16 protein-coding genes and 3 pseudogenes are annotated in these 16,110 nt (G+C 58.2%); 15 read left to right on the top strand and 4 right to left on the bottom strand.

The window, feature by feature from the left end:
* Positions 1 to 223: 223 nt before the first annotated feature.
* The 3 genes and pseudogenes from FQ320_RS24170 to FQ320_RS24180 form a co-directional block, all read left to right on the top strand.
* A pseudogene (locus FQ320_RS24170) lies at positions 224 to 388 on the top strand (aldehyde dehydrogenase family protein); the annotation flags it as partial.
* Positions 385 to 999, top strand: coding sequence for a glutathione S-transferase family protein (locus FQ320_RS24175; RefSeq protein ID WP_148475839.1), 615 nt, complete (start codon positions 385 to 387; stop codon positions 997 to 999). The pseudogene FQ320_RS24170 and the gene FQ320_RS24175, both read left to right, overlap by 4 nt.
* Positions 1,000 to 1,026: 27 nt before the next feature.
* Positions 1,027 to 1,623 carry an SDR family oxidoreductase gene (locus FQ320_RS24180; RefSeq protein ID WP_148475852.1) on the top strand — a complete coding sequence of 199 codons (597 nt, stop codon included), beginning with the start codon at positions 1,027 to 1,029 and terminating at the stop codon, positions 1,621 to 1,623.
* Positions 1,624 to 1,706: 83 nt separating this feature from the next.
* Here the strand turns inward: FQ320_RS24180 and FQ320_RS24185 are convergent, their stop codons facing one another.
* Complete coding sequence (locus tag FQ320_RS24185) at positions 1,707 to 2,636, bottom strand: NADP-dependent oxidoreductase (protein WP_148475840.1); 930 nt, start codon at positions 2,634 to 2,636, stop codon at positions 1,707 to 1,709.
* Between the two features lie 36 nt (positions 2,637 to 2,672).
* Positions 2,673 to 3,170: a lactoylglutathione lyase family protein gene (locus FQ320_RS24190; RefSeq protein ID WP_148475841.1), complete on the bottom strand. Its 498-nt coding sequence runs from the start codon at positions 3,168 to 3,170 to the stop codon at positions 2,673 to 2,675.
* Positions 3,171 to 3,273: 103 nt separating this feature from the next.
* On the opposite strand from FQ320_RS24190, the gene FQ320_RS24195 reads away from it, so the two are divergent.
* The 3 genes and pseudogenes from FQ320_RS24195 to FQ320_RS24205 form a co-directional block, all read left to right on the top strand.
* Positions 3,274 to 4,173: a LysR family transcriptional regulator gene (locus FQ320_RS24195; protein WP_148475842.1), complete on the top strand. Its 900-nt coding sequence runs from the start codon at positions 3,274 to 3,276 to the stop codon at positions 4,171 to 4,173.
* 291 nt (positions 4,174 to 4,464) lie between these two features.
* Positions 4,465 to 4,711, top strand: a pseudogene (locus FQ320_RS24200) (transposase); the annotation flags it as partial.
* Positions 4,663 to 4,866, top strand: a pseudogene (locus FQ320_RS24205) (transposase domain-containing protein); the annotation flags it as partial. The pseudogenes FQ320_RS24200 and FQ320_RS24205, both read left to right, overlap by 49 nt.
* 25 nt (positions 4,867 to 4,891) lie before the next feature.
* Here FQ320_RS24205 and FQ320_RS24210 read toward each other — a convergent pair.
* Positions 4,892 to 5,134 carry a hypothetical protein gene (locus tag FQ320_RS24210; RefSeq protein ID WP_148475843.1) on the bottom strand — a complete coding sequence of 81 codons (243 nt, stop codon included), beginning with the start codon at positions 5,132 to 5,134 and terminating at the stop codon, positions 4,892 to 4,894.
* Between the two features lie 351 nt (positions 5,135 to 5,485).
* Here FQ320_RS24210 and FQ320_RS24215 point away from each other — a divergent pair, with 351 nt between their 5' ends.
* The 9 genes from FQ320_RS24215 (at position 5,486) to FQ320_RS24255 (ending at position 14,731) form a co-directional block, all read left to right on the top strand.
* Complete coding sequence (locus FQ320_RS24215; protein ID WP_148475844.1) at positions 5,486 to 6,415, top strand: branched-chain amino acid ABC transporter permease LivH; 930 nt, start codon at positions 5,486 to 5,488, stop codon at positions 6,413 to 6,415.
* A complete protein-coding gene (gene livM / locus FQ320_RS24220; protein ID WP_148475845.1) occupies positions 6,415 to 7,815 on the top strand; it encodes a high-affinity branched-chain amino acid ABC transporter permease LivM in 1,401 nt (466 codons plus the stop codon). Before FQ320_RS24215 ends, livM begins: the two co-directional genes overlap by 1 nt.
* A 1-nt stretch (position 7,816) precedes the next feature.
* Complete coding sequence (locus FQ320_RS24225) at positions 7,817 to 8,794, top strand: ABC transporter ATP-binding protein (protein ID WP_148475846.1); 978 nt, start codon at positions 7,817 to 7,819, stop codon at positions 8,792 to 8,794.
* 4 nt (positions 8,795 to 8,798) lie between these two features.
* The gene (locus FQ320_RS24230; RefSeq protein ID WP_222861716.1) at positions 8,799 to 9,512 is read left to right on the top strand and encodes an ABC transporter ATP-binding protein; all 714 of its coding nucleotides are present in this window, start codon (positions 8,799 to 8,801) and stop codon (positions 9,510 to 9,512) included.
* 46 nt (positions 9,513 to 9,558) lie between these two features.
* Positions 9,559 to 9,903: a DUF6867 family protein gene (locus tag FQ320_RS24235; protein WP_148475848.1), complete on the top strand. Its 345-nt coding sequence runs from the start codon at positions 9,559 to 9,561 to the stop codon at positions 9,901 to 9,903.
* 160 nt (positions 9,904 to 10,063) lie between these two features.
* A complete protein-coding gene (locus tag FQ320_RS24240; RefSeq protein WP_148475849.1) occupies positions 10,064 to 11,164 on the top strand; it encodes a branched-chain amino acid ABC transporter substrate-binding protein in 1,101 nt (366 codons plus the stop codon).
* A gap of 596 nt (positions 11,165 to 11,760) precedes the next feature.
* Positions 11,761 to 13,410 (top strand): amidohydrolase, encoded by a 1,650-nt coding sequence (locus FQ320_RS24245; protein WP_222861714.1) that lies wholly within the window; start codon positions 11,761 to 11,763, stop codon positions 13,408 to 13,410.
* A gap of 238 nt (positions 13,411 to 13,648) precedes the next feature.
* A complete protein-coding gene (locus tag FQ320_RS26705) occupies positions 13,649 to 13,792 on the top strand; it encodes a toxin-antitoxin system HicB family antitoxin (RefSeq protein ID WP_255509711.1) in 144 nt (47 codons plus the stop codon).
* 231 nt (positions 13,793 to 14,023) lie between these two features.
* Positions 14,024 to 14,731, top strand: a complete 708-nt coding sequence (locus FQ320_RS24255) for a haloacid dehalogenase type II (RefSeq protein ID WP_148475850.1) — start codon at positions 14,024 to 14,026, stop codon at positions 14,729 to 14,731.
* Between the two features lie 63 nt (positions 14,732 to 14,794).
* On the opposite strand, the gene FQ320_RS24260 is transcribed toward FQ320_RS24255, so the two are convergent.
* Positions 14,795 to 15,325 carry a redoxin domain-containing protein gene (locus FQ320_RS24260; protein ID WP_148475851.1) on the bottom strand — a complete coding sequence of 177 codons (531 nt, stop codon included), beginning with the start codon at positions 15,323 to 15,325 and terminating at the stop codon, positions 14,795 to 14,797.
* Positions 15,326 to 16,110 lie beyond the last annotated feature (785 nt).

Here is a 16,110-nt window from a genome sequence, read left to right on the forward strand (position 1 = left end):
TGTCCTCTGTCAATCGAGGCAAAATCACCTCGATCAACAGCACACACCCAACATCACAAAACGCGAAACAAATCCCAGCTCAGCACATAGGCAGAAACAAGCGCCCTATCGCGGAGCGATTTAGTGCTCGAGCCCAAACTATTGAGATAAACGGAGGAAAATTTTGCTGGTGCAGGATAGACAGCCTCGACGCCGCCGACACTAACCGGAGCTGCATCTCCACATTCGCCGCGACCATTTCGATACCGGCATGATTCGCATCAATTCGTTCGGGGCGGCCGATCCGAACATGCCGTTCGGCGGGGTCAAGGATTCAGGCTATGGTTGCGAACACGGCGGCTTTGGCACGAAGGGATTCGTCAACGTGAAAGCGATCTTTTTGCCATGATTACCCTCCGCGCCCTGCAATACTCTCGCGCCACCCGTATCCTGTGGCTGCTGGCCGATCTGGGCCAGCCCTGTAAACGGGTCGATTATGACCGGACAGAGGCGTTTCGTGCGCCGAAGGAACTGTCAAAGGTTCATCCCTTGGGCAAATCACCGGTGATCGACGACGACGGCGAGCTGATCGCTGAATCCGCTACGATCATGCGCTATTTGGCGGCCAAGTTCGACGACGACACCCATACGCCGCCGCGCGACACAGCGGACTTCTGGCGGCACGAGGCCCTGTTCGACTATGTCGAAGCGTCCTTCGCCGAGGTCGGATTGCGGGCGATCATGCCCGCGTTCCGTGGGAAACCGGTGCCCGACGATGCAAAAGCGGCGCTCGACACCCACCTTACCTATATCGCGCGGGCCATCGGTGACGGACCATTGCTGTTCGGCGACAAGGCGATGCTGGCAGACATCCAGCTCTCCTACATCATCGCGTTGCTGGCGCGCTTGGGTCTGTTGACAGACCACCCCGGGATCGCGGCCTATTGGGACGCCTTACAAGAACAGTCTGGCTACATCGCGGCAACGCGATCCGCCGGGCCGATGGCACTGCCCGCGTAAATTCAACGAAAGGACCCTCTAATGCCCATGAATATCCTCATCGCCGGTGCTACCGGCAAAACAGGCCTGCTTTTGACACAGGACCTGCTGGATCAAGGCCACACGGTGACCGCCCTTGTGCGCGAAAGCTCCGACACCTCGACCCTGCCCGGAGGCACCGACCTGCGGCACGGCGATCTGACCGACCTGCAACCGGGCGTTTGCGACGGAGCCGACGTGGTGATCTTTGCCGCAGGCTCCGGTGGGTCGACCGGGCCGGGCATGACCGACAAGGTGGATCGCAATGGCGCGATGCGGCTGATCGATCTGGCGAAAGACGCGGGCGTCGACCGCTTCGTCATGCTCAGTTCCATCGGTGCGGATCAGTCCGACCCGTCGGGCGATCTGGCGCATTACCTGAAGGCCAAACACGACGCCGATGAACACCTTAAGGCGTCCGGCTTGACCTATGCCATCCTGCGGCCCGTATCGTTGACCGACGACGGTCGCAGCGCCGATGTCATCCTTGGCGATCAGGTCGATACGTCCGCCAAAGCGAGCCGCGCCGACGTGGCCGCCGTGCTGGCCGAGGCCGCCACGACCGGCAAGCACGACGGACAGGCGCTGAACATGCAATCGGCCTGACGCGCAGAAGGGGGCCTGGCGACGGCGTCCAGGCCCCCGACTGGATACAATGTCATCCGGGGGCGGGCAGGGGATAACTTGCCTTACGCTTGATCTATGGCCACCACGATCTTGCCCACGACGTGACCGTCCTTGAGCGCCGCGTAGGCGTCGGTGGTCTCGCTCATGGGATAGACGCGGTCGACGACAGGGCGCACGATCCCGTCCTCCATCAGCTTTGCCAAGTCCGCCAGCATGGCACCGTCGGGCTCCATTAAGAACCACTCGAACCGGACGCCGTGCTGGGCGGCCAGACCGCCGGTGTCCTGACCCTTGATCGAAACGAGCGTTCCGCCCTTCTTGAGAACCTTGAACGACCGGTTCAGCGTCTCGCCGCCCAACATGTCGAAGACGATATCGTAGTCCGATAGCTCCTCGTCGAAGGCCTGGCTGTGGTAGTCGATCACGACATCCGCCCCAAGGTCGCGGACCAGATCCGCGTTTCGCGGGCTGCATGTGGTGGCGACATGGGCGCCGAAGTGTTTCGCGATCTGGATTGCCAGCGTGCCGACCCCGCCTGATCCGGCGTGGATCAGGACCTTGTCGCCCGACTTCAACTTCGCCTTCGAGATCAGCGCCTGCCACGCCGTCAGCCCCGCCAGCGGAACGGAGGCCGCGTCTTCGTGGCTGATGTTTGCGGGCTTCAGGGCCATCTCATCCGCCTTCAGACGGGCTGTCTGCGCGATTGCACCGGCGTCCTGCTGATTGGCGCGCGCAAAGACCGCGTCCCCGACCTTGAAGCCGGCAACGTCCGTGCCGACCTGCGTGATCTCGCCCGAGACGTCGAAGCCCATGACATGGGGAAACGCGAGGGGGATGTTGTCCTTCATCGCCCCCGATTGCAGGATGTAGTCGATGGGATTCACACTGGCCGCATGGACGCCGATCAGGACGGAATCGTCCTTCAGCGCGGGCGGATCGATGTCGGCGATTTCGATCGGGGTGTCGTAGTCACGGATGATGGCGGCTTTCATGACGTGTCTCCTCTATGATGGGGATCGGTGACCTACTTACGCGTAGGCCCCGTTCGAATAGGTCAGCTCATAGCTATGGCTGTAGATCTCGAAGACAACGCCGAAGGGGTCTTCGACATAGACCATGCGGAATGGCTTCTCGTCAGGAAAATATTCGCGCACGGGCATCCGCTGCTTGCCACCGGCGGCGACGATCTTCTCCAGCAGTTCTTCGAGGTTGGGATCCTGCACCGCGAAGTGGAAGGTGCCATGGCGGCGGTAGGAAAAGTTGTCGTCGGGTTCTTCGTTGCCCTTGAATTCAAACAGTTCGAAGCCGATCCCGTCTGCGGTCGACAGATGCGCGATCCGCAGCCGGTCCCAGCCCGGACCGAAAACGTCGGTGCACATTACCCCAATGGCGCTGTCATCCTCTGTCACCTCGCTGGGGGCCATGAGGACGTAGAAGCCCATAATCTCGGAATAGAATTTCACGGCGGCGTCCAGATCGGGGACAGAGATGCCGATGTGGGAAAACGTGCGAGGGGTCGGGGTCATGGTTTTTTCCTTTCGATGTTTGCTTGAATGACAGATAGACGCAGCGCATGGTTTGGTGAAATTATCATCTGAAATGTCTTTCCAAACGAAACGTGATGATCCGATGTTGAACGCGACCTGGCTCGATACCTTTGTCACCCTTGCCGAAACGGGCCACTTCACCCGCACCGCCGCGCGTTTGAACATGACGCAACCCGGCGTTTCGCAGCATCTGCGCAAGCTGGAGCGCCAAGTTGGGCAACGTCTGATTGCGCAGGAGGGGAAAAGTTTTGCCCTGACCCCGGCGGGTGAGACGGTGCGCGATCTGGGTCTTGCGCGCCGGGCGCAGGAACGGCAGCTGCACGCCGCGATCCGCGCCGACGATCCAGACGTCGGAGAGGTCCGGATTGCCTGTTCCGGCAGTTTCGCGCAGATTCTTTATCCGCGGCTGATTGCCATGATGCGCGATGCCCCGCGTCTGACGATCCATCTGGAAGCGGCACCGCAGAACAACGTCCTGTCCGGCGTTCTGGAGGGGCGCTTCGACTTGGGCGTGGTCGGTCAGGACCCCGGGCACCCGCGCCTTGACGCCCGGTTGATCGGTCGGGAGGAACTGTGTCTGATCCTGCCCGCCGATGCCGCCGGGGGCCACGTGACCTTTGAGAACCTAGAGACCCGCGGTTTCGTGGCGCACCCCGACGGTTATGCCTACGCAAATGAGCTTCTGTCCCTGAACTTCCCAGACACGTTCACCGGCGCGGACCGATTGCGCATCCGGACCGTCGTGAACCAGATCGGCCAGATCCCGGCACCGGTGGCCTGCGGCATCGGCTACACCCTCTTGCCTCGCAGCGGAATCGAGGCCTTTGCCGGGCGCGACCGGCTGACCGTCGCGCCCTTGCTCCATCGCCGCCATCACGAGTTGTGGTCGATTGCGCGCAAAGGCCCCGAGCCGTCCGCCCGGGTCCGCCGGATTATGGGGATCGCAAGTGACATCGCCGGGGAAATCGGCCGACAAAATTGAGATTTCAGCAACGGGTCTGGATTGGGCATTGGAAAATGCGTCGTATGACTGGCACCACGACTCTCTCTCCTGGATGAAAAGTAGATGTTGGTGATGATTCAGCAAAAGCTCACTTTGTCCCGCACAGCCGAACTCCGACCAAATTACCGCATGTCAGCTTTCAGGTTGCGTCTGTGCCGCCGCGGCGCGTTTTGCTGCATAATGCAACTCCAGCTTGGACGGTCGGCCAGGTGAGCGGCGACCTTTCTTCACATAGCCGTTCGTAGGCTCCAGACCCATTGATTTCAGTCGATGAGCAATCTTTACTGGCTGAGCGGGGTGCAAAATGGAACGCCTGAAACCGTTTTTTCCCACGTGCCATGGTAAGCCCCGGGTTGATGATCGGAGGGTGCTGAGCGGCATTATATTTATCAATCACAATGGGTTGCGGTGGTGCGATGCGCCCAGGGTGTATGGCCCCGCCAAGACGCTCTACAATCGCTGGAAACGCTGGAGCGAAAAAGGCGTCTTTGCGCGGATCATGACGGGCCTAACCGCGCTTGGGGCCATATCGCGTCACTGATTGAAACCTGCAAGATCAACGGCGTCGAGCCCTTCGCCTACCTCAAGGCCACCCTGACTGCGATTGCCAACGGTCAGCCGCAAAGCGGCATCGACGATCTGCTTCCGTGGAATTTCAAGTCGTCAACCTGATCAAAAGGTGAGGTCCAGCGAACGCTTACTTCGGTCTTGCCTGCGTAGGAGCGGTGGCCGGCACATCGACGATCACTGCGTTGTCCAGCTCGACGAGGTCGGTGGTGCTATATGCAAAGAACGCCCTGTCCCGATTGGCGCCAGTGAAGCGTGCGGCCGGGTCCGACGGCGAGATTGTCTTCGACTTCACCGGGGTCGCAGACCCAAAGGCGGCGTCGTCCTGCGTTTCGAGATATTCCTGGGTGGCGCGGGTGATCTTTTCCGGCACGCTCCATGTCTCGAACTCAGCCTTCGTATACCGGCTTGCCTCTGCGTTGATGATGGAGACGTCGGGCCCGAACGCTGTCCCGCCGACCAGACCCTCGGCGACGCGTCGCGCCAGGACAGTCCCGAACAGAGGCCGGAACCGATCGCTGTCACGGAACCGGCCGGCCCGACCGTAGAGCGAGTGAGAACGCCGGGATGACTTTTTACACGGCCCTCCAAGCTGTCGGATGCGTATCGCAGGAAATATCTGTGCGATAGATCTGCTATTTTAGATGTTTTATTTTTCATTCTTGTCGCTAATCTCGCATCGCAGGATGCAGACGCAGATTCTGTGCGTGGCGGGGGGACATCAGTGGAATACTTCGTTCAGCAATTGATCAACGGGCTGACCCTGGGATCGATATACGGGTTGATCGCCATCGGCTATACGATGGTCTATGGCATCATCGGCATGATCAATTTCGCGCATGGCGATATCTTCATGATCGGCGCTTTCATCGCGCTGGCAACGTTCCTGGTGCTGACCACCATACTTGGGATCACCTTCCTGCCGGTGGTTCTGCTGCTGGTGCTGATTGTGTCGATGCTATTCACCTCGGCGTGGGGCTGGACCGTCGAGAGGTTGGCCTATCGCCCCTTGCGTGGATCGTTCCGGCTGGCACCGCTGATCACGGCCATTGGCATGTCGATCGTGTTGCAGAACTTCGTTCAGGTCACTCAGGGCGCGCGAGTTAAGCCACTGCCACCACAGATCGAGGGTGGCATAACTCTGATGTCCGGTTCCAGTGACGCCGGCACGATCAGCGCGCAACTTTCTTACATGCAGATAATCATCATCGGAACGACCTTTGTCCTGATGGTCGCCTTTTCGCTGCTGATATCGAAAACGCCGTTGGGGCGCGCTCAACGGGCCTGCGAGCAGGACCGCAAGATGGCCTCCCTTCTAGGGGTCAACGTCGACCGCACGATTTCGCTGACCTTCATCATGGGGGCGGCACTAGCTTCGGTCGCGGGGCTGATGTTCTTGCTGCTTTACGGCGTCATCGACTTCTACATCGGCTTTCTCGCCGGGGTGAAGGCCTTCACGGCCGCCGTCTTGGGCGGCATTGGCTCACTTCCCGGCGCAATGCTGGGCGGCTTGCTGATCGGGCTGATCGAAGTCTTCTGGTCGGCTTATTTCAGTGTCGAATACAAGGACGTCGCCGCGTTTTCCATCCTCGCCATCGTTCTGATCTTCATGCCCTCCGGCCTTTTGGGCAAGCCCGAGATCGAGAAGGTCTGATGGCCGGGACGGGGCAGGTGCCTGCCGGAACGACACCAGTTGCGCCTAAGAACGCCGACGTTCCGCAAACCCGCATGGCCCGCGCCCTGCGCGAGTCGTTGATTGCGGGGGCATTGGCGGCGATTCTAGGCTTCTTCTTCCTCGCGCTGCGTACCGATATCGTGACCGGTGGGCTGAACGTCACCACCCGCTGGGGTCTTTGGCTGACCGCTATCGCGATTGTTTTTGCCGGCCGGATGGCTTTGAACCTGTTCTGGTTCGACCGCGACTGGGGCAGCGGCAAGCCGGCAAGAAAGACCATCGTCGCGGCGCTACCGTCCGGCAAGACAGTGGGCCGCGTCGCGCTGCTTTTCGCACTGGTGCTGCCGTTTCTCTTCATGGCTTTGTTTCCCAACAAGGACCGCCAGTTTATCGATCTCTCTATCCTGATCATGACCTACATCATGCTCGGTTGGGGGTTGAACATCGTCGTCGGTCTCGCAGGGCTGCTAGATCTCGGATATGTTGCCTTTTATGCGGTCGGAGCATATTCTTTTGGACTTTCAGCGCATTATTTAGGTTTAGGCTTCTGGACGGCTCTGCCGATGGCGGGGCTGCTGGCCGCGACTTGGGGACTGATCCTTGGCTTTCCGGTGCTGCGGCTGCGCGGCGATTACCTCGCCATCGTGACGCTGGCCTTCGGCGAGATGATCAGAATCGTACTTATCAACTGGAACGATTTTACCGGCGGGCCGAACGGCATTTCGGGCATCCCGAAGCCTACTTTCTTCGGGCTCGAAATCGGTCGCGGCGAGGGTAGCTTTGGCGACGTGTTCGGCATTCCCTATGATCCGATCCACCGCTTCGTCTTTCTCTACTACATCATCCTTGTACTGGCCCTGCTGACAAATTTTGTTACTATGCGGTTGCGCCGTCTGCCGATCGGCCGCGCCTGGGAGGCCTTGCGCGAGGACGAGATCGCCTGCCGGTCCCTCGGGATCAATACCCGCAACACCAAGCTCAGCGCATTTTCCATCGGCGCCATGTTCGCGGGGTTTGCAGGATCGTTTTTTGCCACCCGGCAGGGCTTCATTTCGCCCGAAAGCTTTACCTTTCTGGAATCGGCGATCATCCTGGCAATCGTCGTTCTGGGCGGACTTGGCAGCCAGATCGGGATCGTCATAGCGTCGGTCGTGATGGTCGGCGGGATCGAACTTCTGCGCAATCTGAACTTCCTCAAACAGGTCTTCGGGCCGTCGTTCGAACCGACTGAATTCCGAATGCTGATCTTCGGATTGGCAATGGTGGTTATCATGGTCTGGAAGCCTCGCGGCTTGGTGTCTACTCGCGAACCCTCGGCAACGCTGAAAGAGAAGAAGCTGATCAAGGCAGATCAGGTCGCACAGGGCGAGGGACATTGACATGAGCACGCAATCGCGATCCGTCCACCGTTGGAAGGACGATCCGGTATTGACGGTCGAACACATGTCCATGCGGTTCGGCGGCCTGCTGGCGATCAATAATTTGTCGTTCGAGGTGGGGCGCGGTGATATCACTGCGCTGATCGGGCCGAACGGTGCTGGCAAGACCACGGTCTTCAACTGCGTAACGGGCTTTTACAAGCCGACGGAAGGACGAATTGTTGCACGTCACGGAACAGGTGCGCAGGTCGCAGCCGTCGAGCATGCGACAACCAAGGGTAAACGGTGGCACAGCACGGACGCCGGCGCGGTCTTTCTGCTGGAACGCATGCCCGACTATGAAATTTCGCAAAAGGCCAAGGTCGCGCGAACGTTCCAGAACATCCGCCTGTTCAGCGGCATGACACTGCTGGAAAACCTTCTGGTCGCCCAACACAATCCGCTGATGGTCGCGTCTGGTTATACAATCGGCGGCATCTTAGGTCTGAAATCCTTCAAGAGGGCGGAAAAAGCCGCAACGGAAAAGGCGGCTTACTGGCTTGATCATGTTGGTCTGATCGATCGTGCTGACGATGCCGCCGGCGATCTTCCCTATGGTGATCAGCGCCGACTGGAAATCGCCCGCGCGATGTGCCTCGAACCGCTGGTGCTTTGCCTTGACGAACCTGCCGCAGGGTTGAATCCGCGCGAATCCGCCGATCTCAACCTACTGCTGCGTTATATCCGCGAAACGCACGGCACCTCGATCCTTTTGATCGAACATGACATGGGCGTGGTGATGGAGATTTCGGATCATGTGATCGTCCTGGACTACGGCGTGAAGATTGCCGATGGCGACGCGGCTGAGGTGAAGTCCGATCCGAGGGTGGTTGCTGCCTATCTCGGTGTGGATGACGAAGCCGAGATCGATGTGCCCGAGGTGCGAAAAGATCTGATCGAAGTTACGGGTCGGACGAAAAAAGGGGCCGGCGATGAGTAAAACCTTGCTCTCGGTCCGCGATATCCACACCTATTATGGCAAGATCATTGCCCTGCGAGGGGTCGACGTCGACGTTCACCGTGGCGAGATCGTCACCATGATCGGCGCCAATGGAGCGGGCAAGTCTACGCTGATGATGACGATCTGCGGCGATCCTCACCCGCGCCAAGGTCAAGTGGTCTATGATGGTCAGGACATCACCGCGATGCCCACGCATGAGATCATGCGCCTTGGCATCGCTCAGTCCCCGGAAGGGCGGCGGATTTTCCGGGCGATGACGGTGCTTGAGAACCTCATGATGGGCGCAGCGCTGGTCAATCCGGAGTATTTCGATCAGGATCTGGAAAAGGCGTTCACCCTGTTTCCACGCCTGAAAGAGAGGCGACATCAACGCGGCGGCACTCTTTCGGGAGGCGAACAGCAAATGCTCGCTATCGCCCGCGCGCTCATGAGTCGCCCCAAGCTGCTGCTTCTCGACGAACCTTCTCTGGGCCTGGCCCCACTGATCGTGCGGCAGATTTTCGATGCCATCCGTGCGCTAAACCGCGACGAGGGGCTGACAGTGTTCCTTGTAGAACAGAACGCCTTTCACGCGCTGAAACTGGCGCATAGGGCCTATGTTATGGTCAACGGCAAAATCACCATGAGTGGCACAGGTGCCGAACTTCTGGGGCGTGAGGATGTGCGTGCGGCCTATCTGGAAGGCGGGGCGCACTGATGGCGCGCCGCTTCGGGCTGGGCAACTTGGAAATCGGAGGGATGGCATGGATGGTCTGATCTGGGAGGAATCGCTTTGGTCATTCCTTTTTGTCACGGTGGTCCTGGGCGGTGGCACGGCCTGGATGACCGGACGCGCGGTGGCGCTTGGTTGGGACGCGCGCTGGAAGCTGTTCGTCTATGTGTTATTGCTGGCATGCGCGGTCCGTTTCATCCATTTTGCGCTGTTTGACGGAACGCTCCTGTCACTCCATTTTTTTGTCATCGATCTGGCCGTCCTTCTGGCCGTGGCGGCCCTTGCCCATTTGTTCACGCGATCCGCTCAGATGAGCGCGCAATACCGCTTTGCATACGAGCGCAGCGGCCCTTTCAAATGGAAAGTGCGGCCGTAAATGGCGGGCTGCAACACGGCAAAACAGGGCTTTCCTTTGCCCGTGATCTGGAGTTCGATGGAGCTGTTGTGACGGGGCGGCGCCCCACCACATCCCGGCGTGAGGCAGTAGACACCCTGACCTCGCGCCCTTAGAAAACAGGTGTCGACAGGGAGTTCACATGAAAAAAATACTTCTCGCGAGCGCGGCATTCGGCCTTTCCTTTGGAGCGCAAGCACAGGCCGAGATCGTGATCGCCGTCGCCGGCCCGATGACCGGGCAATATGCCTCGTTCGGGGAGCAGATGAAAGGCGGAGCCGAACAGGCGGTTGCCGACCTGAACGCCAAGGGCGGTATCATGGGCGAACAGATCCGCCTGGTTGTCGGCGACGACGCCTGCGACCCAAAGCAGGCGGTTGCGGTGGCCAACCAGTTCGCCGGTGATGGCGTGACCTTCGTTGCCGGACATTTCTGCTCGGGCTCGTCTATTCCGGCATCGTCAGTCTATGCAGACGAACAGATCATCCAGATCTCGCCCGGCTCGACCAACCCGAAGTTCACCGACGAGCGGCCCTCGGACGGGATATTCCGCGTCTGCGGCCGGGACGACCAGCAGGGCGATGTTGCCGGCAGATACCTGATCGATCACTACGCCGGCAAGAAGGTCGCCTTCATCAACGACAAGACCGCCTATGGCCAAGGCTTGGCCGATGCCACGCAGGCTGTCTACGAGGCACAGGGCGGACAGTCTGCGATGTCGGAATCCTACACGGCTGGTGAAAAGGATTACACCGCTCTGGTGTCAAAGCTGAAGCAGGCCGGAGTCGAGGTTCTGTATGTCGGCGGCTATCATACCGAGGCGGGTCTCATCAAACGCCAGATGCAGCAGCAGGGTATGGACACGATCATGATGTCGGGTGACGCTCTGGTCACGGATGAATACTGGGCCATCACCGGCGACGCGGGCGAAGGCACCATGATGACATTCTCGCCCGATCCGCGCCGCAACGAAGAGGCGAAGCCAGTCGTCGACGCCTTGACTGCTGCCGGAAAGACCGCTGAGGGCTATGCACTCTACACCTATGCCGCAATCCAGGTCTATGCGGATGCAGTGACTGCGGCAGGCTCCACAGATTATGAACCCGTGGTCGAAGCGCTGAATGCCGGGGATTTCAACACCGTACTCGGTGCGCTGAAATTCGACGACAAGGGCGATGTGACTTTGCCCGGATATATCATGTATGAATGGAAAGCGGGCCAGTACGACTATGTAACCAACTGAAGCAATTCCCGATATCTATTCGGACCCCGGCCCGGCATCCACAAGGGTGCCGGGTTTTTGTTTGTGAATCCTGAAAGATTCAGTCTCCTGCCGCCCGAGCACGATGCGTCCAAAATTGGCTAAAAATTAGAAATGACGCGCTGGGGGCAGTACGGATTCGTAATTTCTAAATAGATTCAAGATAATGAAAACTCGCCGCATAGCCGACGCCAGAGTTAAGGAGCCTACTCTGTTGTCACTCTTACTGGGACTCGCAAGGTGGTACTTGACAACAATCCCTTGCCAATGCCCGCAGAAGACCCACCAGGTTCTGACTGGAAACGCTAGGCCAATTCCCACGCCCCACCCAAAGGCATAAGAAATTAGCATTGGTATGGAAAAACTTAAGGACGCATATAGCCGTCACGGCTAGATATTGACCGCGCTTCACCAAGGTAGACGCCGCCGCTTTTGTTGGATCTGGATCATTTCAGGATCACGACCGAAGTTCAGGCGATAGTGCCTTAAGTACGAAACAACTAAGGATTGAATTTTTTTCTATTTGTGCTTCTCTAATCCTGCAGACGACTCGTTTGCACGATTTCCGGGAGGTAAAAATGCAATTCCGAAATGAAATCTTGCCTGTCAAGATGGTGTGTACGCTAAGCTTGCTAACGGCCTTCGCCATGGCCATGCCACAATTCGCCGCCGCACAGGCGGCAGCAGCGGAGATAAAATCCTCTGTGCCCGATGACACTGCACTTGCTGCGCTGAAGGACGAGGCCATTCAGGCGGTCCAAGAAAACAGCAAGCTTGCGCAGGTAATGGTTGACTCGATCTTCAGCTTTGCCGAGCTCGGGTTTCAGGAAGTCGAAACCTCTGGCTATCTCACCAAACTTCTGGAGGAGAACGGCTTTGTAATCGAGCACGGCTCGGCGGGCGTTTCCACAGCATGGACAGCGACTTGGGGAACCGGAGAGCCGGTGATCGCCTTCGGTAGCGATATCGATGGCATTCCGAAGGCGTCGCAGAAGCCCGGCGTCGCCTACCATGAGCCGTTGGTCGAGGGCGGACCCGGCCATGGCGAGGGTCACAATTCAGGTCAGGCGGTGAATATCGTGGCCGCGCTCGCGGTGAAGGATCTTATGGAGCGCGAAGGCATTTCGGGGACTTTGATGCTATGGCCCGGCGTGGCGGAAGAGCTTCTTGGAACCAAAGCTTACTTCGTTCGAGACGGGATGTTCGAAGATGTAGATGCCGTCATCTTTACCCATGTTGCAAATAATCTGGTGACGAGTTGGGGTCAGGCGAATGGCACGGGCCTTGTATCAGTGGAGTATACGTTCGAGGGTGAATCAGCTCATTCCGCCGGCCAACCGTGGCAAGGGAGAAGCGCTCTCGACGGCGTGGATCTTATGAACATTGGCTGGAACGTCAAACGCGAGCACTTGCGACCTGATCAGCGCTCACATTTCGTGATCACGAACGGTGGAGATCAACCCAATGTCGTTCCGTCACTAGCGTCAGTCTGGTATTTTGTCCGCGAAATGGATCAGAAAAATATTCAGAAAAACTACGATACGCTTAACAAGATCGCAGAAGCTGCGGCGATGATGACCGATACGACCGTTTCACGAAAGATGGTTGGCACGGCATATCCTCGCCACTTCAATAAACCAATGGCAGAAGCCGCCGACAAGAACATCAGGAAGGTGGGACTTCCGGATTGGACCGAAGACGACCAAGCTTTCGCCAAGGCGATTCAGGCCACGGTCGGTGCAGATGAAAAGGGGCTTGCGACAGAACTCGACGAATTGGGGGCGCCACTAAAAACTCCCACCAGCGGCGGCTCCGACGACATTGGCGATGTGTCGTGGGTCGTTCCTACTATTACTATCCGCTATCCTTCCAACGTTCCGGGGCTTCCCGGGCATCACTGGTCGAACGCTATGACGATGGCGACGCCGATCGCGCACAAGGGTGTCATTGCCGGAGCCAAGGTAGTTGCGATGACGACGCTTGATCTACTCATGGAACCTGAGTTGTTAGAGCAATCTCGGGCCTATTTCCGCGACGAGCAGACGGCAAATGAGACCTACACGCCGTTCATCACAGGCGAGGATCAGCCCGCAATCACCAAAAATGAAGAGATCATGGCCGAGTTCCGCCCCCAGCAAGAGAAATTTTACTATGATGCCTCCAAGTACGACACATACTTGGAGCAGATTGGGGTAACCTATCCAACGCTCACGCCGCCAGCCAAATAGGCGTCAGCCACACGGGCCTTTTCAGCAGCAGGTAAGGTTTACCTGCTGCTGGGATCTCTCTCTTTTAAGCTCTGCATATGTCTGGGGGTCGGAGAAGTTCGCGCCCCCGCCGGAACATGGTTCATTGACAAACTGCCTGACAAAGGCTGCTCTGCCCGCATCAGATACGACAATGAGGCCGGCACCCTGACCGGTCAGATTGCTGCATCCGTGACGGCCCGGGATTTCATGCGACAGTGTGGTAAAGCTCCATGAAGCCGTCGATACTTGCGCCAAGAACGGGAAAGAGCCGCAGCCATATTCGGGTCGCGTGATATTCCGTGTCGATCCAGAGGCTCATCGCAAGGCTGCACTACAGCAGAGATGTCAGGAAAGAGCATAAATCAGTAGACTGAAGATGTGCTGAACCGCGCCGCGCAAAAACGGCAGGCGGCAATGCCCGGTTTACGGGTTGGCGCTTACGTCTATGGTGTTTGCGGCCTACGATGGTACGTTGTGTGCGCGGTCAAGCGGGCTTGCTGCGATCGGTGCGTTGGTCGTTCGGTCCGGAGAGAAATTTTATACGACGCCGCAGGCACCATTGACCTGAATTCTATCCGACAGCGGAGACATCATGCCCAAAGCCCAAGCTCCCTCCGTCATCGTGTTCGATGTGAACGAGACGCTCCTGGACCTCACGACACTGGAGCCCATCTTTGAACGGATATTTGGCGATGCGGCCGTCATGCGGAACTGGTTCGCCCAGCTTGTCCTCTATTCAGAAGCTCTGACGCTGTCTGGCCTCTATACGCCGTTCGGTGAACTGGCGGGGGGCACACTGCGTATGGTGGGCGAGACAAAAGGTATCGAGATCCGCGACAGCGATATTGTGGATTTGAAAGGGCACCTCGGATCAATGCCAGCCTTGCCCGATGTCGCCCCCGCTCTGGAAAAGCTGCGCGCCGCCGGGTTTCGGCTGGTGACGCTGACGAATTCGCCTCCCGGACCGTCTCCCACGCCGCTTGACCGCGCAGAGCTTTCAGGATTTTTTGAACGGTCTTTCAGCGTTGACGACGTCCGCAGGTTCAAGCCCGCGCCTGAGACCTATCGGTTGGTTGCACAGGCATTGGACGTGGATTTGACTGATCTGTGCATGGTGGCCTGTCATCTTTGGGATACGGTCGGTGCACAGGCGGCGGGGTGTTCAGGTGCATTGGTCAGGCGTCCTGGCAACGCGGTGATGCATGTCGACGGTGTGCCTTTGCCCGACATCGTCGCCGATGATATGGTGCATCTGGCGGATCAGCTCATCGCGCTCTGGGCAACATCACAAACAGCGTGAGGGTCGTCGCAAAAAAAATGCTGCCAGCTTTTTGGCCTGGCAGCATCTTTCTTCAGATATGGCTCAGGCGGCGTGAGTGCCGCGCACCGGATAGTCTTTTTGACGAATGAACGTCAGACCGTCGAGCAAGCCTTTCAAGGCAGGGCGCGAGAAAGGCGCATTCGACACATCCACAATCTGCAGCTTGCCGTCGCCGCGCACGACAAAAGTCGCGGGCTCTGCAAAGGGGCGGTCGGTTTCTTCGGGACTGCGTGGGTCAGAGACAAAGACGCCAAGCTGCGCCATCTGCGCGAGGCTGAGGTCATAGCCGATGGCACCGTTGTATCCGATATCGCTCGCTGAGGCTTTTGCCTTCTCTTCCGGATCGGCCGAGATCGCAACAACGTCTACGTTGATCGCGGCGAAGTCGTCCAGCATGCCGTTCAGCTCGGTCAGGTAGGATTTGCAGATCGGGCAATGCTTGCCGCGGTAGACAACAACCAATTGCCAGTCGCCGTGGTCCCGGTTCGGCTGACCAACTTTGACCTCCCCATTCGTGAGAGTGGATACGGCAACGTCTGGAAACGGCGCGTTGGGTGTCAGTGTATTGGGCATATCAGAAATTCTTTCAGTTTGTGTTCTCGGGTAAAACGACCCAGCACGGTGACTTGTTCCGTTGGTGCCGCGTTGACGTCAGGTTGTTCTATGTGGGGTCTGATGCCGCAGAGTGCCGGATCCTACGCTAAGCTGTTAAGATAGGTGGCATTGGCACCCTTCACACACCAGGATGCATTGACTTAAATGCGGCGCCTGAACCTTTGTGTTAACGCCGGACAAAAATCGCACCAGTCGCCGGAGAAAAGCTGCGCCACTTTGCTGGATTTAGGTCTATCCATGGCCCCGCACGGTGGATTGCCCCCACAGAGCAACGAAGCTGTGTGGGGCTGTGGGCAAACCGGGTTGTTATGATTGTGCGTTTTAGAACTCACGGCGAAGCGCAATTTCCGCGGCCTTACCGTATCATGAGGAGTCCTGTCACTCCATCAAATTGGCCCGAAAGACTTCCGCCGGTGTTGCACTTCATTTGTGAAATCCACCCCGGCGACATGATGTTGCAACCAAGTAGAAATGTCCATCGGCCCGCAAAGTAGAAATGTCTCACTTGGTGGTCCGCTATCATGGCTGGGCAGGGCGCAGACCTCATATATCGCAGCCCTGAACAGCCATGCGGGCGTGGTCATTCGGCGGCGTGAGACGGGGCAGCTTCGGCTTGTTTCTTTGCACGTTTGGCCAGCTTAGAGTTCCAACCTTCGGTATTACGGCGGCCATTTGGCTGATAGCGTGTCGCTTGTTTGCCGGCGCGCCGTTTCTTTGGGGCCGCTTCGTCCTGTTCAGCCTTG

The organism is Oceaniovalibus sp. ACAM 378 (assembly GCF_008085915.1).
GTDB lineage: Bacteria > Pseudomonadota > Alphaproteobacteria > Rhodobacterales > Rhodobacteraceae > Oceaniglobus.